20 protein-coding genes and 1 tRNA gene are annotated in these 21,178 nt (G+C 46.7%); 14 read left to right on the plus strand and 7 right to left on the minus strand.

Going from position 1 to position 21,178, the window contains the following annotated elements:
* The first annotated feature begins 38 nt into the window (after positions 1–38).
* From GLV81_RS00685 to trpA, 8 genes are all read left to right on the plus strand, one after another.
* Positions 39–434, plus strand: coding sequence for a GxxExxY protein (locus GLV81_RS00685; RefSeq protein ID WP_157475944.1), 396 nt, complete (start codon positions 39–41; stop codon positions 432–434).
* 127 nt (positions 435–561) lie between these two features.
* Positions 562–1,554: an anthranilate phosphoribosyltransferase gene (gene trpD / locus GLV81_RS00690; RefSeq protein ID WP_157475945.1), complete on the plus strand. Its 993-nt coding sequence runs from the start codon at positions 562–564 to the stop codon at positions 1,552–1,554.
* Positions 1,555–2,358: an indole-3-glycerol phosphate synthase TrpC gene (gene trpC, locus GLV81_RS00695; protein WP_157475946.1), complete on the plus strand. Its 804-nt coding sequence runs from the start codon at positions 1,555–1,557 to the stop codon at positions 2,356–2,358.
* Positions 2,355–3,008: a phosphoribosylanthranilate isomerase gene (locus tag GLV81_RS00700; protein WP_157475947.1), complete on the plus strand. Its 654-nt coding sequence runs from the start codon at positions 2,355–2,357 to the stop codon at positions 3,006–3,008. The genes trpC and GLV81_RS00700 overlap by 4 nt, the downstream gene beginning before the upstream one ends.
* A gap of 56 nt (positions 3,009–3,064) precedes the next feature.
* On the plus strand, positions 3,065–4,165 hold the full coding sequence (locus tag GLV81_RS00705; protein WP_157475948.1) for a hypothetical protein: 1,101 nt from the start codon (positions 3,065–3,067) through the stop codon (positions 4,163–4,165).
* Between the two features lie 130 nt (positions 4,166–4,295).
* Positions 4,296–4,976, plus strand: coding sequence for a pyridoxal-phosphate dependent enzyme (locus GLV81_RS21640; protein ID WP_425500006.1), 681 nt, complete (start codon positions 4,296–4,298; stop codon positions 4,974–4,976).
* Positions 4,909–5,481 (plus strand): pyridoxal-phosphate dependent enzyme, encoded by a 573-nt coding sequence (locus GLV81_RS21645; protein WP_425500007.1) that lies wholly within the window; start codon positions 4,909–4,911, stop codon positions 5,479–5,481. The genes GLV81_RS21640 and GLV81_RS21645 overlap by 68 nt, the downstream gene beginning before the upstream one ends.
* A 134-nt stretch (positions 5,482–5,615) precedes the next feature.
* Positions 5,616–6,386 carry a tryptophan synthase subunit alpha gene (gene trpA, locus GLV81_RS00715; protein WP_157475949.1) on the plus strand — a complete coding sequence of 257 codons (771 nt, stop codon included), beginning with the start codon at positions 5,616–5,618 and terminating at the stop codon, positions 6,384–6,386.
* On the opposite strand, the gene GLV81_RS00720 is transcribed toward trpA, so the two are convergent.
* The 4 genes from GLV81_RS00720 to GLV81_RS00735 all read right to left on the minus strand — a co-directional run bounded on the left by GLV81_RS00720 (position 6,387) and on the right by GLV81_RS00735 (position 9,203).
* On the minus strand, positions 6,387–6,797 hold the full coding sequence (locus tag GLV81_RS00720) for a hypothetical protein (RefSeq protein WP_157475951.1): 411 nt from the start codon (positions 6,795–6,797) through the stop codon (positions 6,387–6,389).
* Positions 6,798–6,827: 30 nt separating this feature from the next.
* Positions 6,828–7,850, minus strand: a complete 1,023-nt coding sequence (thiL, locus tag GLV81_RS00725) for a thiamine-phosphate kinase (protein WP_157475953.1) — start codon at positions 7,848–7,850, stop codon at positions 6,828–6,830.
* A gap of 76 nt (positions 7,851–7,926) precedes the next feature.
* Positions 7,927–8,301, minus strand: a complete 375-nt coding sequence (locus GLV81_RS00730) for a four helix bundle protein (RefSeq protein ID WP_157475955.1) — start codon at positions 8,299–8,301, stop codon at positions 7,927–7,929.
* Between the two features lie 116 nt (positions 8,302–8,417).
* Complete coding sequence (locus tag GLV81_RS00735; protein WP_157475957.1) at positions 8,418–9,203, minus strand: inositol monophosphatase family protein; 786 nt, start codon at positions 9,201–9,203, stop codon at positions 8,418–8,420.
* Positions 9,204–9,276: 73 nt separating this feature from the next.
* Here GLV81_RS00735 and GLV81_RS00740 point away from each other — a divergent pair, with 73 nt between their 5' ends.
* Positions 9,277–10,476, plus strand: a complete 1,200-nt coding sequence (locus tag GLV81_RS00740; RefSeq protein ID WP_157475959.1) for a glycosyltransferase family 2 protein — start codon at positions 9,277–9,279, stop codon at positions 10,474–10,476.
* Here GLV81_RS00740 and hflX read toward each other — a convergent pair.
* From hflX to GLV81_RS00755, 3 genes are all read right to left on the minus strand, one after another.
* On the minus strand, positions 10,473–11,657 hold the full coding sequence (gene hflX / locus GLV81_RS00745; RefSeq protein WP_157475961.1) for a GTPase HflX: 1,185 nt from the start codon (positions 11,655–11,657) through the stop codon (positions 10,473–10,475). The two genes, GLV81_RS00740 and hflX, sit on opposite strands and share 4 nt — an antisense overlap.
* A gap of 89 nt (positions 11,658–11,746) precedes the next feature.
* Positions 11,747–12,514, minus strand: a complete 768-nt coding sequence (locus GLV81_RS00750) for a hypothetical protein (protein WP_157475963.1) — start codon at positions 12,512–12,514, stop codon at positions 11,747–11,749.
* Between the two features lie 204 nt (positions 12,515–12,718).
* A tRNA-Ile gene (locus tag GLV81_RS00755) sits at positions 12,719–12,792 on the minus strand.
* Positions 12,793–13,134: 342 nt separating this feature from the next.
* Between GLV81_RS00755 and GLV81_RS00760 the strand changes: the two genes are divergently transcribed.
* The 5 genes from GLV81_RS00760 to GLV81_RS00780 all read left to right on the plus strand — a co-directional run bounded on the left by GLV81_RS00760 (position 13,135) and on the right by GLV81_RS00780 (position 20,998).
* Positions 13,135–13,719 carry an RNA polymerase sigma-70 factor gene (locus GLV81_RS00760; RefSeq protein WP_157475965.1) on the plus strand — a complete coding sequence of 195 codons (585 nt, stop codon included), beginning with the start codon at positions 13,135–13,137 and terminating at the stop codon, positions 13,717–13,719.
* A 113-nt stretch (positions 13,720–13,832) separates the two neighbouring features.
* Positions 13,833–14,984: a FecR family protein gene (locus tag GLV81_RS00765; RefSeq protein WP_157475967.1), complete on the plus strand. Its 1,152-nt coding sequence runs from the start codon at positions 13,833–13,835 to the stop codon at positions 14,982–14,984.
* Positions 14,985–15,229: 245 nt separating this feature from the next.
* Positions 15,230–18,502, plus strand: a complete 3,273-nt coding sequence (locus tag GLV81_RS00770) for a TonB-dependent receptor (RefSeq protein ID WP_197428811.1) — start codon at positions 15,230–15,232, stop codon at positions 18,500–18,502.
* A 22-nt stretch (positions 18,503–18,524) separates the two neighbouring features.
* Entirely contained in the window at positions 18,525–20,042 is a 1,518-nt protein-coding gene (locus GLV81_RS00775) for a RagB/SusD family nutrient uptake outer membrane protein (RefSeq protein WP_157475971.1), read from the plus strand.
* Positions 20,043–20,128: 86 nt separating this feature from the next.
* Positions 20,129–20,998 carry a LamG domain-containing protein gene (locus GLV81_RS00780; protein ID WP_157475973.1) on the plus strand — a complete coding sequence of 290 codons (870 nt, stop codon included), beginning with the start codon at positions 20,129–20,131 and terminating at the stop codon, positions 20,996–20,998.
* Positions 20,999–21,178 lie beyond the last annotated feature (180 nt).

Raw genomic sequence — 21,178 nt, forward strand, 5'->3', positions numbered from 1 at the left:
ATGAAAGGTGCCATGTGATATTTAAACACTGAAGAAAAATGGAGCAAACGTTTGATAAAAAACATGCTGATTTAACGAGGCGAATAATTGGTGCCGCCATGGAAGTACACAACAGGCTTGGCCCTGGCTTTCAGGAACTCATTTATCAAAGAGCATTAGCTATCGAACTACCACATCATGAGCTGAGCTTTGTACGGGAGTTTGAAATGCCCATTTTTTACAGAGAACAACAAATAGGAACCAGACGAGTAGATTTTTTGGTAGAGAACATTATTAGTGTAGAACTGAAGGCACTTACCAAATTGGAAGACGTTCATCTGGCACAAGCCATCAATTATTTAGAAGCATACAATTTAGAGGTAGGGTTGCTGATCAACTTTGGTACACCAAGACTACAGTTTCACCGATTACAAAACAAAAGATTCAAACCATAGTACTTATTCATTGCATTCATCCCACAAATCTCACCCATCCTCATTATCTCAGTTAAGACAATGTATTTACATCAAAACACATCTCACACATCTCACCCATCCCAATAATCCCAGTTGAAGACGATTTATGAAAAAAATACTCTTACATCTTTTCGAACATAAAACCCTGAGCCGCCAGCAAGCGTATGAAGTGCTGCTGGGTGTGGGCAAGGGCTTGTACAACGAGCATGAAATCACTGCATTCATGACCGTGTACCTCATGCGCAGCATTACCATCGATGAGCTGCAAGGCTTTCAGGATGCCTTGCTCGAATTGTGTGTGCCCGTTGATTTGGGTGATCACAAAACCATTGACATTGTTGGTACCGGTGGCGATGGCAAAAACACATTCAATATTTCTACGCTGGCTTGCTTTATTGTTGCCGGTGCCGGACAAAAAGTGGCCAAACATGGCAACTACGGCGCCAGCAGCATCAGCGGTGCCAGCAACGTGATGGAGCAACTTGGGTACAAGTTTAGCAACGACAATGCCAAGCTGAAGCGGGAAGTAGAAGAAGCGAATATTTGCTTCATGCATGCCCCCATGTTTCATCCGGCGTTGAAAATGGTAGGCCCCATCCGTAAAAATCTGGGTGTTCGCACCTTTTACAACATGCTTGGCCCCATGGTCAACCCTGCCCGCCCTGCGTATCAGTTGGTGGGTGTGTACAACCTCGAAATGGCCCGCATTTACAACTACTTTTTACAACTCGGTGGCAAACCGTTTACCATCATCCACAGCCTCGATGGCTATGATGAAATATCGCTGACCAACGACACCAAAGTGCTCACTAACCAAGGTGAATGTATGATGACGCCACAGCAGTTGGGCAAGCGGTTGGTTATGCAGCAAGACATACATGGTGGCGACACCGTGGAAGCGGCGGCCCGCATTTTCCGCAACATCATTGCTGGCAAAGGCACCTGGGCTCAGAATGCCGTGGTGCTGGCCAATGCCGCCATGGCTTTGCATTGCACCGGCCAGTATGCCAGCTACGATGATGCCTATCTCGCTGCCGTAGATAGCCTGGAAAGCGGCAAGGCAAAACAATGTTTGGATACCCTCATCAACCTGCAGTAAATGAAAAATATTTTAGACCGCATTGTTGAACGCAAGCACGAAGAAGTGGCACTGGCCAAACAGCAGGTACCGCTGTCGCAATTGCAAAATATGCCTGCATATCAGCAGCCATGTGTGTCTGCGGTGCAACGCATTCGCAGTGGTGCACAGCCGGCGGTTATTACAGAGTTCAAGCGGAAGTCGCCCAGCAAGGGCTGGATAAAAGAAGGTGCTACCGTAGCACAAATTGTTCCCGGTTATTGCAGCCAACAAGCAGCTGCCATCAGCGTACTCACCGACACTGATTTTTTTGGCGGCAACCTGCAAGACTTAGCAACGGCGGCATCATTGGTAGATTGCCCTTTGCTGCGCAAAGACTTTACCATTGACGCGTATCAGTTGCACGAAGCCAAAGCCTATGGTGCCGATTTGATTTTATTGATTGCCGCCATCCTCACACCCGCACAGGTGCTGGAGCTGGCCGAAGAAGCCAAAAGCATTGGCCTGGAAGTGTTGTTGGAATTGCATGCCGAAGACGAACTGGCACATGTGTGCGAAGCGGTGGATATGGTGGGCATCAACAACCGCAACCTCAAAAATTTCGAAGTCAATCTTGACCATAGCATCAGGATGGCCAATGCATTGCCTGCTCATAAATTGCGTATTGCCGAAAGCGGTATTCACAGTGCCGAAGCTGCTGTATATTTGAAGCAGCACGGCTTCGACGGGTTTTTGATTGGGGAGTATTTTATGAAGCAAGCCGATCCTGCGATTGCCTTTGCCGAATTCGGAAAACAATTCAACCAACTGTACGAATCGGTATGAGATTAAAAGTATGTGGCATGACAGAACCTGCGCAAATGGATGCGCTGGAAAAAATGGACGTCACTTTTGGCGGCCTCATTTTCTATCCCAAAAGCCCCCGCTATGCGTTGCGCCACATGACTACACTTCAAATCAAAAATTTTAAAACTATTAATAAGGTTGGTGTGTTTGTCAATGCCAGCATCGACGAAATAAAACACATGGTGGATGAATGCCGACTGCAACTGGTGCAGCTGCATGGCGACGAAACCCCCAAGTTCTGCGAAAAAATTGCCGACTACATTTCTGTTGTCAAAGCCTTTCGCATTGCAGAGAATGACGACGTATCGTATAAGATTCGTGACTACATGGACATGTGCGATATGTTTCTGTTCGACACACAACCCCTCACACAAGGTGCTGACAATACTTACGGCGGAACCGGCAAAAAATTCAACTGGGATTTGCTGAAAAACGTAGATGTAGGCAAGCCTTATTTTTTGAGCGGTGGCATTGGTCCCGATGATGTAGCAGACGTGCATGCATTTATGCAGGAGCCTGCTGCTAAAGCACTGTTTGCCCTCGATGTCAACAGCAAATTTGAAACCAGCCCCGGCGTAAAAGACATGCACAAAGTGAGCCAGTTTTATAACGACATAAAAGCATTTTGATACCAACAGCAGTGCAAGTGGCAGCTTCGTTGTGTCACTCACTTCAACTGCTGTACATGATTGAGCAAATAACCACAGAGGCGTTGGAGTACACACAGAGAACACTGTGGTACTCTGTGAATACCTCCGCTTCCTCTGTGGTAAAAAAATGGAAGTACTATTTGACGATGAAAACTAAGTGCAGGATAATACGACTATTCATTGTGCCTTTAAGCATACTCTTCTGCACTGCTTCAGTAGATGCACAAACAGGCATCCCGCTAGCTGCCATCAAAGGCTTTGAAAAGGCTTATGGTACCGGTACCTTTGGGAAGCGCTACATATTATTTAACATAGACACTGCGCAGAAGAAACTTGGCTGGAAAGATGTAGGTCCAATAGTTTCGAAGATGTTTGATTCATTGCAACCGATTACCAAATTAGATTTAAATGGTGATAAATTACAAGATTATAGCATAACTCTCGTAGATCAAACGCAACGGGCTCTTGCATTCCAGACAGTTTTTTTGTGTATGCAAATGAATGGTGAATATTCAATCTGTTCCCCTCCCAATAATCATGGCTATTTGCCCAGTTTTGTTAGGCCATTAAGGAAAGGGAACTTTGAATGGATTTATGCTTTCCAACATTTGGAACAAATGGGTGTTCCTTTCGAATACAAAACAGATACCATTACAATGAAAAATGGATACTGGATTAAATCATCTAAAAGGCCCGTACATAAAAAAGTAGTGAAAATTGAATACTGGACAACTAGTGCGTGGGTGCCTCAGCCTCGTTATCTCTACACTTTTTCGAAAACCAATGCTCCGATGCTCGAGTTACGGAATTCGGCTTACAGTCCAAATCCTACAAAAGAAGAGGCTGCCTTCTATACCATGGTAGCAGACAGTGGATTTGCTAAGTTGATATGGCAAATGATAGGGAGGGTAAATGAGCATGATTTGCTGGATATGAATTCAGGCGGTGCTGACAGAGCAGCAGCCAATCTTGTTTTCCATTTTGCGGATGGCACTTCAAAAACGATAACTGATTATGGGATGGACAATAATCTAACTTTCATGGCTTTTTATGATCTGGTAAACAAATTGCCAAAGTCACAATGGAAAAAGCTCGATGGCGAAGGAACAAAGCAGGAAACAAGTGGCAATCATTAGGCACACAATTCACATTTAACCAATTAACTGATGCAGAGCAAATAAACACAGAGGCGTTGGAGTACACACAGAGAACACTGTGATACTCTGTGTATACCTCCGCTTCCTCTGTGGTAAAAATAAAATGACGATGACAACTTCATACAAACAACCCAATGCGCAGGGTTATTACGGCAAGTTTGGTGGTGCATATATTCCTGAAATGTTGCACCGCAATGTGGAAGAGCTGCGTACCCGCTACCTCGACATTATGTACGAGGCAGAATTTCAACAAGAGTTTCAGCAACTGCTGCGGGATTATGTGGGCCGCCCTACGCCTTTGTTTTTGGCCGAACGCCTGAGCAAAGAATTTGGCGCAACCATCTACCTCAAGCGGGAAGATTTGTGCCACACCGGGGCACATAAAATCAACAATACTGTGGGCCAGATTTTGCTGGCACAGCGGCTGGGCAAAAAGCGCATCATTGCCGAAACCGGCGCCGGACAACATGGCGTAGCTACCGCTACTGTGTGTGCCCTCAAAGGCTTGGAATGTATTGTGTACATGGGTGAAAAAGACATCGAACGTCAGGCACCCAACGTGGCCCGTATGAAAATGCTCGGTGCCAAAGTAGTGCCTGCAACTTCTGGCAGCAAAACCTTGAAAGATGCTACCAACGAAGCCATCCGCGACTGGATCGAACAATCCCAACGATACGCATTACATCATTGGCAGTGTGGTAGGGCCGCACCCTTACCCCGATATGGTGGCTCGTTTTCAAAGCGTCATCAGCGAAGAAATACGCCAGCAACTGAAAGCCAAAACCGGTAGCGAACTGCCTACGCATGTAATGGCCTGTGTAGGTGGTGGTAGCAATGCTGCAGGCGCCTTCTATCATTTTGTAGATGAACCAGCTGTGAAAATAGTAGCAGTAGAAGCTGCGGGTCATGGTGTACATTCTGGCATGAGTGCTGCTACTACTGCACTCGGCACACCCGGTATTTTGCATGGCAGCAAAAGCCTGTTGATGCAAACCGCCGACGGGCAAGTGGTAGAACCACACAGCATTTCAGCCGGCCTCGATTATCCCGGCATCGGCCCCATGCATGCCAACCTGTTCGATACCCATCGCGGCATCTTTTTGAGTGCTACCGATGAGCAAGCTTTGGCAGCGGCTTTTCATGTAGCTAAAACAGAAGGCATCATCCCCGCACTGGAAACCGCTCATGCGTTTGCGGTGATTGATCAACTGCAATTGTCGGCCACAGACGTGTTGGTGATTTGCCTGAGTGGCCGCGGCGATAAAGATTTGGCAACGTATATGAACCACCTTTAACCACAAAGACGCCAAGAAGCCACAAGGAGCACAAGGATCTTCGAATTGTTGTTTAGTAATCTTATTTAATACAATCCATTTCAACTTTGTGCTCTCCGTGCCTCCCTCGTGCCTTTGTGGTTCAATCATTTGTTATGAGCAGAATAAAACAACTCTTCCAACGCAAGCAACACAACGTACTCAACGTATACGTAACCGCCGGCTATCCAAAGCTGGATGATACCCTTTCCATCATGCAGGCTTTGGAAGCCAATGGTGCCGACCTCATTGAGCTCGGCATGCCCTATAGCGATCCATTGGCCGATGGCCCGGTGATACAACAGAGCAGTAGCATTGCCATTGCCAACGGCATGACCATTGAAACGCTTTTTGCACAGCTGAAAGACCTGCGTAACTCCGTGTCCGTTCCAGTTATTTTAATGGGCTACATGAACCCGGTATTGCAATATGGCTTCGAAAAGTTTTGTGCCGATGCCGCAGCAGTGGGTGTAGATGGTTTGATTTTGCCTGACTTGCCAGAGTATGAGTTTGAAACGGAATATGGTGCCATCATCAAACAATATGGCCTCGATTTTATTTTCCTCGTCACACCCGAAACTTCGGAAGAACGCATCAAAAAACTGGATAGCCTGAGCAGTGGCTTTTTGTATGCCGTTTCTTCCTCTTCCACCACCGGCGGCGATAAAGCTTTTTCGCCAGTGCAAGAGTATTTGCAGCGTTTGCAATCGTATCAGTTGCGCAACCCCGTGCTGGTAGGTTTTGGCGTAAAAGACAAAGCCAGCTTTGAAGCAGCTGCAGCATACAGCAATGGTGCCATCATTGGTAGTGCTTTCATCAAATCGCTGGATGGAGCGGCAGATGTAACCGCTGCTACCAAGGCATTTCTATCGTCGGTACTGCATTAATTATTGACGAATCAACGCAACAGAATCGTACAGAAACACCCGCAGCCGGGGTGGCTTGGGCTGCACATACATATACTGTGCAGGTATGCCTTTGCCGTGATAGTATTGGCCAAACACTTGCAATACATAACCACTGTCTTTCAGTACATGATACCTGGGAGGAATGGTTACGTCAATGTCTTTGGCTATTAAATACAACCGGTCTTCTTCGGCTGCAGTTTTCGTTAGTGCATATATCTCCATCGATGTGCCATCAACGGGATATACAATGCATGAGCTGCGTTCTTCTTCCAGTTGTTTAGGAAGGTCGTAAATGCTTACTTCATCCTGCCCGTCAATGAGCAGGGTTTTGGTCCAGTAGATGCTGGCAACCACGGTGAATGCGATGATAATCCAACGATAGGAACGCATGTAGATGTATGCAATAAAAGTGAACCTGAATTATTGATGCTGCCAACCCTGCGCAATTAAATCGTAAGTGTTGCCACCCTTAGTAATGATGGTTGGTTTTTTCTCCGGCTCGGTGATGTAACCAATTACACTCACTTCTTCGTTCAGCACCATTTTTTCATAATCACTTTGGTCAATGGTGAAGAGTAATTCGTAGTCTTCGCCACCGCTTAGTGCACAAGCGGTTGGGTCAAGTTCCAGTTTGTATGCAAACTGACGGGCATCGTTGTGTACCGGTATTTTTTCTTCGTACAGTACTGCACCGCATTGGCTTTGTTTGCAAATGTGCAATACTTCACTGCTTAGGCCATCGCTTACATCCATCATGCTGGTGGGCTTGATGTTGTTTTCGGCCAGCCATTCTATCACATCTTTTCTTGCTTCCGGTTTCAGGAGTTTACCAACAATGTAGGCTTCGTTTTCAAGGTCGGGTTGCACACCGGGGCTTTCCAGAAAAATCTTTTTCTCCCGCTCCAGCAAGGTAAGGCCGAGATAGGCACCACCGAGATATCCGCTTACGCAAATGAGGTCGCCTTTTTTAGCACCGCTTCTTGTCACAAATTCGTTGGGCGTTACTTCGCCTACAGCGGTTACACTTATCACCAACCCTTTGGGTGATGTGGAAGTATCGCCGCCAATGAGGTCTACATTGTATTTTTCGCAGGCAGCGTACATGCCTTCGTATAATTCATCCAGCGCTTCTACACTAAAGCGATTGCTGAAGGCAATGCTAACGGTAACATGTGTAGGCGTGGCATTCATGGCATAAATGTCACTCAGGTTAACCACAATGCTTTTGTAGCCTAGGTGTTTGAGCGGTGTGTACATCAAATCAAAATGCACACCATCCACCAGCAAGTCCGTACTAATGACTGTTTGCTTACCAAAATGATCGATCACGGCAGCATCATCGCCCACACTCAGTAGTGTAGACGCTTGCTTGGTTTCGTTGTTGCGGGTGAGGTGGTCTATCAAACCAAACTCACCGAGGGTATTTACTTCTGTTCGTTCCATATTACTATAGGTTAGAATGACGAGGTACGAAGTACGAAGTGGTTACACTTGGTTACTTGTCTTCATCATTTGAAATTTATGAGGGGTTGTTTTGATTGGATATTCTTTTTCTCATGCTGTTGATAGAAGCTACGATAATGCGTAGCAGTTCGTCACCTTCTTGAATCAATTCGTTGATGCGGGTTTCCATAGGTGGATTGAATGATTTCAACAAAGTCAAAAAGCCGATTGTTTCATCGCATTCTTCTTCTACTATTTTTAGTTTATGAATAAAATCTGCTGATGACTTCGCCCTTTGAGCAGCTCTGTAATTTGCATACACGGAAGAAGAACACCTTATGATTTGTGCGTTATACACTTTATTGATTGCTGTGTAGGGGAGTGCTTGGGTAAGTTGTGCAACATCAACGGCATATTGAAACATTCTTTGAATGAGGTTTGTAGCTGGCATAGTGTGTGTGTTTTGATTACTGAAATGTCATCAAGTTACAAATGGTATCCCACTTCCTCCTTCGAAATTCCTCCTTCGTACTTCCCACTTCGTATTTCGTACCTCGTTCTTCGTCCTTACGCAGGTACGTTGCCTTGCAGCCATTGCAGCAACTCATCATGAATGATGCCGTTAGTTGCTACGATGCGAGGCTTGTACGGATTGTAAGTTTCACCTTCCATATTGGTAACTTTACCACCGGCTTCTTCTACCATCAGCCAGCCCGCTGCACTATCCCATGCATTGAGTTTGTGCTCATAAAAACCATCGAACCGGCCAGCAGCTACCCAGCACAAATCAATAGCCGCACTACCGAGGCGGCGCACCGGTATACCTCTGCGAATAAATCGTTCAAAACATTCAAGCGGTCCGTTGGCATCGTTGATGTAGGTGTAAGGAAAACCAGTTACCAAACAGGCATGTAATACATCCTTTCTGCTGCTCACATGAATAGGGCTATCATTCAGCCTGGCGCCTTTTCCTTTTTCTGCAAAAAAGAATTCATTCAGGATGGGCGCATATACTGCACCCATAATCATCTCACCATTTTTTTCGAGACCAATGCTCACACAGCAAAGCGGAATGCCCTGCGCAAAATTGATGGTGCCATCAATGGGATCAATAATCCACTTGTATTCGCTGTCAGTAGCCACATTGCCTGTTTCTTCACTCAAAATAAAATGGTCGGGGTAATAAGAACGGATCACTTCAATAATCGCTTTGTCGGCCGCATGGTCGGCTTCGGTTACCAGGTCGTTTACGCCACCGGCTTTGTAGGCTGTCTTTAGTTCCGGATTGTTGAAGTAGTATGTTAATTGTGCTGCACCGGCAGTCACGGCTTCTTTCAGTACTTGTGCTAACATGGCGGCAAAAGTAAACGTATTGCCGCAGGTATCCTTGCCGCAGCAGGGGGCAATTGCGTATAATTAACTAACCTTGCTGCCTACATTTCGTATGCAGCTGAGTATCATCATCGTCAACTACAAAGTGCGGTTGTTTGCAGAGCAATGCCTGGCTTCGCTACGGCGGGCTACCAAACAGCTGCAAGCCGAAATTTTTGTGGTAGACAACGACAGCGATGATGGCAGTGTAGCGTACCTGCAGCCCCTGTTTCCGGAAGTAAGTTTTATTGACAAAGCTCACAACGTTGGTTTTGCCTGTGCCAATAACGATGCTTTGTGGCGTTGCAAAGGGGAGTATGTACTCTTTCTCAATCCAGACACTATTGTGGCTGAAGATGCGCTGGAGAAATCATTGGCGTATATGCAGGCACATCCACGCTGTGGCGGGTTGGGCATTCAAATGCTGGACGGTGCCGGCCGTTTTTTGCCCGAATCAAAACGGGGCTTTCCATCACCAGCTACCAGTTTGTACAAGCAGTTGGGCTTGTACAAAATTTTTCCCACATCGCCACGCTTTGCCCGCTATTATATGGGGCATTTGCCAGAGCACACAACTGCCGAAGTAGATGTATTGGCTGGCGCTTATATGCTGGTGCGTAAATCTGTGCTCGATACGATTGGCGGTTTCGATGAAAAATTCTTCATGTATGGCGAAGACATTGACCTGAGCTACCGCATCAGGCAGGCCGGTTTTTACAATGCGTACTTTGCCGAATCCGCTATCATTCATTTCAAAGGAGAAAGCACCGCCAAAGGCAGCCTGAATTATGTGCGGGTGTTTTATCAGGCCATGCAGTTGTTTGTGCAAAAGCATTTTCAGGGCAGTGGTGCATTTCTGTATAGGGGGTTGTTATACATGGGCATTGGAATGCGGGCATCCATCAGTGCATTGAGCAGACTCATGCGTAAGAAAGCAGCCGAACAAGAAATACCTGCAACCATTACTTGGCATGCCATAGGCTGGCCACCCACGATTGAAAAGCCTTCGTTTTTGCGCATCAACAATCAATTGATACCCATTCATTGGAAAGATAATGCCAATGATAACGACACGGCATTGCTGCTGGTGGCTGGCTACGATGTATCCATCAGTCAAATGATGCAACTGCTGCAGCAACATGCGGCAAAAAAAACCTGCTGGCTGCACTTGGTACAAACCAACAGTGTGCTTATGAGCAACGATAAAAACAAAGCCGGTATTTCGGCCATGTTTGCAGCTGCACCAATGGCTTAGTAAAAATTGGTTTTGTACGGATAACGTACCGCGTAGTGTTGCCGCACTTTGTCGAGTATGGTTTTGCGTAAGCCTTCCACATTTCGTTTTTCCAATGCCGAAATAAACACAGCGTTGTAATGCGTTTCCCGCTGCCACCGGGCTTCAAGGTCTTTCAGCAACTGTTGTTTGATTTCGTCATCCAGCCATTCGTCGAACGTGTTCTTTTCGTAGAGGTCCAGCTTGTTGAAAACAGTAATAACGGGCTTGTCGTGGGCATTCAAATCCTGCAGGGTTTTGTTTACCACATTGTATTGGTCTTCATATTGCGGATGACCCACATCTACCACATGCAGCAGCACATCGGCTTCCCGCACTTCATCCAAAGTGCTTTTGAAACTTTCTACCAGGTGGTGGGGCAGTTTGCGTATGAAACCAACGGTATCGCTGAGTAGAAAAGGCGTGTTTTCAAACACCACTTTTCGGGTAGTAGTATCGAGGGTGGCAAAGAGTTTGTTTTCAGCAAATACTTCGCTCTTGCTCAGCAGGTTCATGATGGTGCTTTTGCCCACGTTGGTATAGCCCACCAATGCTACGCGTATAAACTCACCCCGTTCTTTACGTTGTGTAAAAGCCTGTTTATCGTACTCCTTCAGTTTGTTTTTGAGCAAAGAAATTTTATCCCGCACAATACGACGGTCTGTTTCAATTTCTGTTTCGCCGGGACCACGGGTACCAATGCCGCCCCCTTGTCGTTCCAGGTGCTTCCACATGCCTCGCAGACGCGGCAGCAGGTATTGGTACTGGGCCAGTTCTACCTGTGCACGGGCTTGGGCAGTTTTGGCCCTGCGGGCAAAAATGTCCAGGATCAAATCGCTGCGGTCGATGGTTTTTACACCGGTCGCTTTTTCAATATTGCTGATTTGCGAGCCGCTGAGTTCGTCGTCGAAAATGAGGAGATCGACGCCTTTCAGCTTGGCGTAAGTGCCAATTTCTTCCAGCTTGCCTTTGCCCACAAACGTGGCTTTGTCGGGGTGAGGCAGCTTTTGCCAAAAGCGTTTCACGGCAACAGCCCCGGCGGTTTCAGCCAAAAAGGCCAGCTCGTCGAGGTATTCTTTGGTTTGGGCATCTGTTTGATGCTGGTGTATCAGACCTACCAATATGGCTGTTTCAGCCTGCTTGATTTGTTGTTTTTCTATCAAAGTATGCGAACGATGTAAATGATGAGGGCAAAAATAAAACCTTACCGTGAGGCAAGGTTTTATTTCCGGTAGTGGGTAAAGGTAACCACTTACAAACCGCCAATGCTCAAACCAATGCTGTAGGGCATTACTTCAGGGCCGGCGCCTTCTTTAAACAAACCGGTTACCTGATATGCACCGTACAGGCTGAATGCCCCGTAGCCTACCCGAATGGTACCTGCCAGGCGGGTACCATTGAAGAAGCTGCGTTCTTTGGTTTTTTGCGTGTATTTATTGCCGTAAATAGAATTGCCGGCACTGGATTGCAGGTTCTTGCCTTTGGTGTAAGCACTAATCATGGTACCTACTTTAGCGCCAATGGCTATTTTGAAACTCTTATTGGGGTTGGCCGGATTTTTTACCCAGCGCAGTTCTACAGGAGCTTCCACCCACACATTGGTGAGCTTGTATTTTTTGAAGTGATTGGTATCGGCCACATTGCGGAACGCTACTGATTTGGAGGTAGCAGTACTGGTGAGGCGGATGTCTGTTTTTTCGAAAAAGATATTGCTACTGCCCAGGCCGGCACCAATGGCTACGCTCCACTGGGGGTTGGTTTTAAAGGGCATGTCGTACATCACGTACATATTCAGGTGGCGACCCAAACCTGTAATGCGCAGGCTATCTGGCGCACCAGCCCAACTGTCGTAACCAAACTGAATCAGAAAATGGTCGTTGGCCCGGTTTTTCAGGTTCAGTTTGTTGTAATCGTATTTCGCTTTGGCCTGTTTGGCTTTTGCTAAAGAATCAACAGGAGTAGTTTGTGCCAGCACCGTTTGAGCACAAAACAACGAGATGAGAACGGTCAGAATCCGCATAATGATGATTAAAGTTGGCTAAGGTAGCAGGGGGCACCAAAACAATTAGTTAAAAGAAAAAGCCATTCCGATTGCCCGAAAGCTGCGCAAATATCTTCGGAAGCAGGCATTTATCCATCAACAATCTTTTGGTACGCTGCTGGTTATTGATACCCATAAAAAAAGCAGTTGCCCATTGGTGGTAGTCAACTGCTTTCTGTGGTGTGGACTCTGAGGGACTTGAACCCCCGACCCGCTGATTATGAGTCAGCCGCTCTAACCACCTGAGCTAAGAGTCCTGCAGTGTAGTCTTCTGCGGCGGCAAATGTAGGAGATTTAGGGAAAGCGACGTAGCAGATTCTGTATCATTTCGGGGTAAGAAGCAAGCTGCCGGAGATAGCGGCTGCTTTTTTGTTTTTTGAGGTGAATAGGCTTTGAAAGCCCCTCAGCTGGCTGCCATTTTACAGAGTGTTGGTCAATTCACCTATGAGGAAAAGAATGTTCCCGACTTTAAAGGCATTGATAATCAACAATTTGAAATCATCCTTCACGTTGAGATTGGTCTCTCCAAGTCAAACCTGATATAAATCAGAAAATTTATTATCCCGTTTCCTGCTATTTTTACGGCAACGATTGCGGGGATGTACGAGCATTTACACATTTCAGAATTACAGCATAAAATAGCTGCTTTTGAAGACCAACAGGCCTACAAGGAGCTCTTTGTGCGGCTGCAGCCCCGCTTATTGCAGTTTGCCTTGTCTATTTGCCACAGCCGCGAAGCTGCCGAAGAGGTTGTATCGGATGTGTTTGTACGGGTTTGGCTCAAGCGAAAAACGCTGGACCATATTCAAAACCTGAAACTGTATTTGTACATCGCTACCCGAAATGTGAGCCTCAATTACCTGCGCATTGAGAAAAAGCACCAAACCCTGCAAATGGATGATTTGCAGGTCGAAGTGGAAGCATTCAATGCCAATCCGCAACAGCTTCTCATCAATGCAGAACTGCGAAAGCAGCTGGCCAAAGTAGTGGCCGAACTGCCCACACAATGTAAAATCATCTTTAAGCTGGTAAAAGAGGACGGCCTCAAGCAAAAAGAAGTGGCGGAGCTGCTACACATTCAACCCAAAACAGTTGAAAATCAACTGGCTATTGCTGTTCGCAAAATTGGACAAGCCTTACAGGCTGTGCTGCCAGCCCGTCAAAAAGTTCGCCAAAAGGCGTGATAAGCTGCTCTAAAGCGGCGGTTGCTGCTATACCACAAAAAAATCTTAAAAAATTTCAGTCCTGCTTTGGGGGAAAATGCCGGAAGCGTTGTCCTTATCGCACTGCTTGACCTATGGAAAACCGTGCCTGGTTCCTTTTTACTAAAAAACTGACTGGCGAAGCCACTGATGCTGAGTCCAGGGAGCTGAACCATTTACTCAGCGCCCAGCCCGAGTTGCATCAGGAGTTGCAAGCCCTTGAAGCATTATGGCAAGGTCAGTTACAGGCATCCGATTCAGCCGCTGCACAAACCGAAGCCGATTTTGACAAACTGGTGCTGAAAATGCAGCAGCAAGGCATCGATTTTTCAATACAAGAAACTGCTTCTCAAACCCAGACATCCACAACCGCCGCCAAGCTACGTTGGTTGAAAAAGCCGATTACATGGGTAAGTACTGCGGCAGCCGCTGCCGTGTTGGTTGCTGCCATGTGGTGGATGCCTGGCACCGAAGCCAAGCAAATGGAAGAACCTGCACTGGCCAAAGCCAATCAGGTGTCTACCCGCCCAGGCTCTCGCAGCAAAGTAGTGTTGCCCGATGGCACACAAGTATGGCTGAATGCAGATAGCAAACTGACCTATGGCAATGATTTCGGCGTATCGAGCCGCGATGTCACCCTGAGTGGCGAAGCCTATTTTGATGTAAAACCCAACAAAGAAGTGCCGTTTTACATCCATACTTCTAAGATCAATATTAAAGTAACCGGAACTGTGTTCAACGTGAGGGCTTACCCCAACGAAACCCGTTCGGAAACCAGCCTGCTGCATGGCAAAGTGGAAGTGACCCTCAATAGCAGTCCCGATAAAACCTATTACCTCAAGCCCAGCGATAAACTGGTAGTAACAGATGACGGTGGTATCAACCAAACTTCGGCCGCTATGGCTGGTTCTGCTTTGCAAAAGCAAAACCGGGTAGCCACTGTGGTACAAATTCCGTTGATGCAAAAGCTGGTGGTAAAACCAGATGAACTTTTTCCAGTAGAAACGGCCTGGGTAAACAATACGCTGGCTTTCAACGATGAATCTTTTAGAGAAGTAGCCGATAAAATGGAACGCTGGTATGGTGTAGAAATCGTGTTTGCCCACCATGAGCTGGAGCAAATGCGCTTTACTGGCCGCTTCGAAAATGAAACAGTGGCGCAGGCATTGGAAGCCATGCAATTGGCAACGCCTTTCCACTTTTCTATGAAAGGCAACAGCATTCTCATTTCAAAATCTACCAAATAAACCGCTTGCTTATGACACCAATACCCAACCCCAACGATAGCGGCTAACGCCGATGCAAAAAAGAAAGGGAGCAATGCGCCAACATTACCCCCTTCATCAAACAAGAAAGTTTCACCAGAGCTGGTTCCAGCCAAACAGAACAACGCTCTGTATTCGATAACCTCCCATTTAATTACAACATGAAAGTACACCAACAACTGCAAACAAAGGGCAGGCGATCCCTTTTGGCTAAATCGCTGCTTGCTATGAAAATGATTGTTGCTTTGATGCTGTTTGTCTGCATGCACGCCTATGCCGATGGTTTTGCGCAAAAACGCATCACCATCAAGCTTGAATCGGCCGAAATGAAGCAGGCACTTCAGCAAATTGAAAAGAAAAGTCAGTACCGCTTTCTGTACAACCAAACTGTACTGAACAAGACTGGTAAAATTACCCTGAATGCCAACAATGAATTGCTGGTAAACGTGCTCAACCAACTGTTTGCCGGCACCGGCATCAGCTACAAAATGCTCGATGGAGAATTGATTGTACTCTCCAGCGAAGAGTTTGAAGCACCTGCTCCGCAAACCATTCGTGGTAAAATCACAGACGCCGATGGCAAGCCCATCCCCGGTGCATCTGTACTGGTAAAAGGTACCAAGAGTGGTACCGCTGCCGATGCAGAAGGTAACTTCTCAATTTCGGTAGAAGAAAAAGATGTACTGGTAATTTCTGCAGTAGGTTTTGCTACTCAGGAAATTGCTGTAAATGGCCGCACCAATTTTTCGCTTAGCCTGGTGGCAGCAGCCAGCGGTCTCAACGAAGTAGTGGTAATTGGTTATGGTACCGCCAGCAAAAGAGACCTCACAGGTTCTATTGTAAAAATTGCCGGTAAAGATGTAGCCGATAAGCCCAACGTAAACCCCGTTGCTTCACTGCAAGGTAAAGTAGCTGGTTTGAGTGTGGTAAACTCTGGTACACCTGGTCAGGAACCCGATATCCGTATTCGTGGTACGGTTAGTATTGGTGGTATTAAGCCGCTGTATGTAGTAGATGGTATCTGGAACGATAACATCAACTTCCTCAACCCCAACGATATCGAGTCTATCGAAGTATTGAAAGATCCTTCTTCACTCGCCATCTTCGGTGCCCGTGGCGCTACTGGTGTTATCGCCATTACTACCAAAAAAGCCAAGGCTGGTCAAATCAACGTAAACTTCAACACTACGTTTGGTTTCAAAAAGTTGGTAGATAAAATTGACATGGTGGATGCTGCCGGTTTCAAACTGTTGTTTGACGAAGAGCAAGCCAACATTGGTGTGCCTGCCAACCAGCGTTTCAACTACGCACCCTGGACTGGTAACACAGACTGGATTGATGTAATGACCCGCACCGCACAGTTTAGCACCAGCAACCTGAGCGTAAGCGCCAGCACCGACAAGAACAAGTTTTACATGGGCATTGGTTACACCATGGACCAAGGTATTGTAAAGCATGAGCAACTGTCGAAGATTATGTTCAACATCAACGACGAGTTTCGCCTGAATAAAAACCTGAAGTTGGGCTTCACCCTCAATGGTATCCGTCAGCGCAATCCTTACAGCGCCGCCAACGGTTTGCTGTATGATGCCCGCCGTGTATTGCCCATCACCGAGCCTTACAATGCAGGATTGGGAGTGTATAGCGAACTGGCCATTCAGAATGCTCAGATCAGCAACCCGCTCATGAACCTCGAAAACAAGTGGGATAAAGAATTGCGCTACGAAAACCGTATGGTAGCCAGCGTATTCTTCGATTGGACTTTCCTGAAAAACTTCAACTGGAGAACTACCCTGTATGGCGACATGAGCGACCTGAGCAGCCGTGGTTACAACCCCATCATTTACACGTACAACCCCGAAATGGGTAACACCACTTTTGTGGACCGTAACAACCGCCTCACTTCTGTTTATCAGAACAGTGAAAACTGGAAGAAATTCCAGCAGGATCATATCCTCACTTTCAAGAAAAACTTTGGTGACCATGGCCTGACAGCAATGGGTGGTTTTACTACTTATTACAATGAGTATCGTGGATTGTATGCCAATGCCAGCCAGGCTGCCAGCGGCGACCCCATTCCTAACGACAAGCGTTTCTGGTACATCAACAATGGTTTTGTAGACCTCGCTTCTCGTCGTAGCTCTTCTGGCCAAACAGAACGTGCAACTGTATCTGGTCTCATCCGTTTGTTGTACAACTATCAGGGCAAATACATGCTGAATGCTTCTTTCCGTAAAGATGGTAGCTCTGCATGGCGCCCCGAAAACGATCAGTGGCAAGACTTCTACAGCGTAGGTGCTGCCTGGGATATCAGCAAGGAGAAGTTTTTTGAAAAACAAAACATCTTCGATTACATGAAGCTGAAAGCCAGCTGGGGTGTATTGGGTGTGCAGAACACGTATGGTTTTGACTACCCTGCTTACCCTGCACTGCAAACCGGCAACACCGCTGTGTTTGGCGATCTGATTGCTCCTGCCTATTCTTTGGCTTACAACGTAGATCCTAACCTTCGTTGGGAAAGCGTGGATGCAAAAGAAGTAGGTCTCGAATTCAACATGCTGAAAAACCGCTTGCATGTTGAAGCCGCTTACTACGACAAAACCACCAACGACCTGCTGAGCCTGGTACCAGATGGTAACAACCGTCAGCGCCTGAGCAACATTGGTACACTGAGCAACAAGGGTTTTGAATTTGTGGCCAGCTATAACCATACTTTCAGCAAAGATTTCACCCTGAGTGTAAGTGGTAACCTTACCACCTTTAGCAACAAAATGGGCGACATTGCATTTAAACTTGCTGCCAGCGAAGAACGCCCCAACCAAACTGAAGTGGGCTTCCCCATTGGATATTTCTATGGTTATGTAGTAGAAGGTTTGTACCAGAGCTACGCCGACAAACTGGGTTCGCCTACAGTAGTTGGTTATGAGTACGGCCCCGGCGACTTTAAATACAAAGACGTAAACGGAGATGGTAAAATTGACGCCACAGACCGTACCATGATTGGTAACCCCACACCAGACTTTATGTATGGTGCTTCTATCAATCTCAACTACAAAGGCTTTGATTTTAACGTAGACCTGAACGGTGTGTACGGCAACGAAATCTACCGCTACTGGGGTAGCTCAGAACTGCCATTTACTACCTTCAACTATCCTGCATTTAAAATGAACCGCTGGCATGGCGAAGGCACCAGCAACTGGGATCCTGCTTTGGGTGCCAACCGTGCCATCAACCGCCTGCCAAGCACGTATGGTATTGAAGATGGTAGCTACCTGCGTTTGCGCAATATTCAGATTGGTTACAACTTTAGCCCTGCAATGCTGGCCAAAGCCAAAATCAAATCGTTCCGTGTATTTGTAAATGCGCAGAACCTTAAAACCTGGAAGCGCAATTCTGGTTATACACCTGAATACGGTGGTTCACCCACTTCATTTGGTATTGACAACGGTAACAGCCCAATGCCAATGGTAGTAACCGGTGGTATCAACGTAAACTTTTAAATAAGTCAATAAAACACAGCATATGAAACAAAGAATTCAAAAGGGGAGCTACCTGGTTGTAGTGCTTGCTATGGGTTTATTGCTGGGTGCTTGCAACAAGTTCCTGGATCGCAAGCCTCTCTCGGCCACACTAGAAGACCTCAATCAAGGTGGCCTCGAAGGCCAGATTTATGGCCTCTACGGAGCCATCCGCAATGGTGATATTGCCGGGCAAGGTTTTGGCGGCATTCCCTGGCTGGGCATACAAAACTTTCGTAGCGATGATAGCGAAAAAGGAAGTAGCGCATCAGATGGTGCCGACTGGGGTGTGATTTACGATCAGTTTCAGTACGTAAAAGACCATTGGAGTAATACTGTTTATTGGGATCATCACTATACGCTGATTGGTGCTGCCAACACGGCATTGCAAATTGCCGACTCTTTGCAGCTCAATGATCCTGCATCGCAAATTAACCGTGCCGAAGCCCGTTTCTTCCGTGCATTCGCCTATTTCGATCTGGTTCGCACATTTGGTGAAGTACCAAAAATCGACTTCCGGGTGTACAGTGCCACAGATGCACAACGCCCCAAAGCACCGATTGCAGAAATCTATGCGTTGATTGATGCCGACCTGCAATTTGCCGCAGCCAATTTGCCACTCAACTGGAAGAATGCCGCAGGTTCAAGCCGCTTTCCTGGCCGCCTTACAAAAGGTGCTGCACAAGCTCTGCATGCCAAAACTTATTTGGCCCGCAGCAACTGGGCACAAGGTTTAACCCTGGCACAGGCAGTGATCAACTCTGGCGAGTATGCACTCACCAGCAGCTTTGCCGGTATCTGGACAACCGCCGGTGAAAACAACAGCGAATCAATCTTCGAAATTCAGGCCAGCATTGGTGCCAACAACGCCGATAACTACTCAGCACCAAACGCTGTACACCAAGGTGTACGTGGTAGTGGCGACTGGGATTTAGGTTGGGGTTGGAACACACCAACTCAAGAACTGGTGGATGCCTTCGAAACAGGTGATCCCCGCAAAAATGCAACCATCCTCTTCAGCGGTCAGCCAGATGGCTTGTATGGAAAAGTATTGCCCGATTTCCCCACCATTCCTCGTAAGTACTGGAACAAGAAAGTATATCCGGAACCAAGCCAGCAAACATTTACCGGCAACCGTCAGGGTGGTTGGATTAACCAGCGTGTATTGCGCTTTGCCGATGTATTGCTGTTGGCTGCAGAAGCTGCCAACGAAACAGGCAATGGCGCTTTGGCTGAAACCTATCTGGAAAGAGTACGTTCACGGGCCCGTGCCGGCGACAACGCTATTCTGCCAAAAGTGGTATTCCAAAGTCAGGCTCAAATGCGCAACGCTATCCGTCAGGAACGCCGTGTAGAATTGGCACTCGAAGGCGACCGCTTCTTCGACCTGGTTCGTTGGGGCATTGCTACCAACGTGTTGGGCTCAGCTGGTTATACCAACAAGCACCGCTTCTATCCAATTCCTCAGCAAGCAATTGACAACAGCGGCGGCAAACTCGTCCAGAATCCTGAATGGCAATAAGCAACTGATAGGATAAGTAGCGGTTGCTGCAATCTGCAACCGTTACTTCTTCCACTTTTCTTGAATGCTCACAAAAAATTGAACCAATGAAAATGAATAAACTCACAGCCGGATTGCTTACCGCTTCTGTATCGTTGCTGGTATTGGCCGGTTGTCAAAAAATGGATCGTCCTGCGTTGGGCGATTATCCAAAGGATAGCAATACACCCGGCGGACCACTGAAGTTCTATGCCGCTTTTGATGGTACCACCAGCAATTCTTTAATGAATGCTGTAGATAGCATCAAAGCAAGTTTTGCTTCTGAAAATCCACTCAATTCCACTGATGGTGTAAGTGGTAAGGCTTTACAGGGAGCTAACCGAAAGTTTGTAAAATATGCTAAGCCAAATGATTGGGCTACCACAGCACAGAGCTTTACCATTTCTATTTGGTTTAAAAAAGATGGCCAAACCCAAAACAATAAGGGTACCAACGGACCTGAGTATTTAATGAGCCTTAAGCAAACCAATGTCAATAATGCAAACCACTGGAGTGGTGCCACATTGTTGTTCTTCTTAGAGGGTAATAATACTGCCTGTGCAGTTAAAACTATGTTTGTAGATAAAAGCAACGGGGATTCTTGGAGCACTTGGGAAGGAGGAAATACCATTCCAGGTTTGTGCGATAATAAATGGCATCATCTGGCCTTGGTATACAATCATACCAACAGTCAGGCTGTTTTGTATGTTGACGGCGTAGCCAATCCGAATATCCGTGGTTGGTCGGGTCATGGCCCTATTAATTTCGACAATAACCGTATTGCTGAAATGCGTGTTGGTGCTGGCCCAGGTGCTGCTACTGAAGAAAATGACGACTGGTTGTCATCAACTTTCAAAGGTGGTATAGACCAGTTCCGCTTGTATGGTACTGCACTTACTGCTGCTGAAATATCAGCACTTTATACCGGCAAAAAGTAACTACTCCACCTTCTTTTTATAAGCAGTTAGTTTTGGTAAAAGGGCTGATACAGCAATGTACAGCCCTTTTTTCTCTCTTTCCTTCAGGCTTTTATTCCTTTTGCATGTTAGTTCAACCTTCTTTCCGGCTGTATGGTTTCGCTTCTTGTTTGATGCTGATGGCATTAGCCGGCTGCAAAC

Source organism: Phnomibacter ginsenosidimutans, assembly GCF_009740285.1.
GTDB classification, from domain to species: Bacteria; Bacteroidota; Bacteroidia; order Chitinophagales; family Chitinophagaceae; genus Phnomibacter; species Phnomibacter ginsenosidimutans.

Coding starts and splice junctions, on each gene's coding strand:
- GLV81_RS00685 (WP_157475944.1), top strand. CDS start 39: ATGGAGCAAACGTTTGATAAAAAACATGCTGATTTAACGAGGCGAATA.
- trpD (WP_157475945.1), top strand. CDS start 562: ATGAAAAAAATACTCTTACATCTTTTCGAACATAAAACCCTGAGCCGC.
- trpC (WP_157475946.1), top strand. CDS start 1,555: ATGAAAAATATTTTAGACCGCATTGTTGAACGCAAGCACGAAGAAGTG.
- GLV81_RS00700 (WP_157475947.1), top strand. CDS start 2,355: ATGAGATTAAAAGTATGTGGCATGACAGAACCTGCGCAAATGGATGCG.
- GLV81_RS00705 (WP_157475948.1), top strand. CDS start 3,065: ATGATTGAGCAAATAACCACAGAGGCGTTGGAGTACACACAGAGAACA.
- GLV81_RS21640 (WP_425500006.1), top strand. CDS start 4,296: ATGACAACTTCATACAAACAACCCAATGCGCAGGGTTATTACGGCAAG.
- GLV81_RS21645 (WP_425500007.1), top strand. CDS start 4,909: ATGGTGGCTCGTTTTCAAAGCGTCATCAGCGAAGAAATACGCCAGCAA.
- trpA (WP_157475949.1), top strand. CDS start 5,616: ATGAGCAGAATAAAACAACTCTTCCAACGCAAGCAACACAACGTACTC.
- GLV81_RS00720 (WP_157475951.1), bottom strand. CDS start 6,797: ATGCGTTCCTATCGTTGGATTATCATCGCATTCACCGTGGTTGCCAGC.
- thiL (WP_157475953.1), bottom strand. CDS start 7,850: ATGGAACGAACAGAAGTAAATACCCTCGGTGAGTTTGGTTTGATAGAC.
- GLV81_RS00730 (WP_157475955.1), bottom strand. CDS start 8,301: ATGCCAGCTACAAACCTCATTCAAAGAATGTTTCAATATGCCGTTGAT.
- GLV81_RS00735 (WP_157475957.1), bottom strand. CDS start 9,203: ATGTTAGCACAAGTACTGAAAGAAGCCGTGACTGCCGGTGCAGCACAA.
- GLV81_RS00750 (WP_157475963.1), bottom strand. CDS start 12,514: ATGCGGATTCTGACCGTTCTCATCTCGTTGTTTTGTGCTCAAACGGTG.
- GLV81_RS00760 (WP_157475965.1), top strand. CDS start 13,135: ATGTACGAGCATTTACACATTTCAGAATTACAGCATAAAATAGCTGCT.
- GLV81_RS00765 (WP_157475967.1), top strand. CDS start 13,833: ATGGAAAACCGTGCCTGGTTCCTTTTTACTAAAAAACTGACTGGCGAA.
- GLV81_RS00770 (WP_197428811.1), top strand. CDS start 15,230: ATGAAAATGATTGTTGCTTTGATGCTGTTTGTCTGCATGCACGCCTAT.
- GLV81_RS00775 (WP_157475971.1), top strand. CDS start 18,525: ATGAAACAAAGAATTCAAAAGGGGAGCTACCTGGTTGTAGTGCTTGCT.
- GLV81_RS00780 (WP_157475973.1), top strand. CDS start 20,129: ATGAAAATGAATAAACTCACAGCCGGATTGCTTACCGCTTCTGTATCG.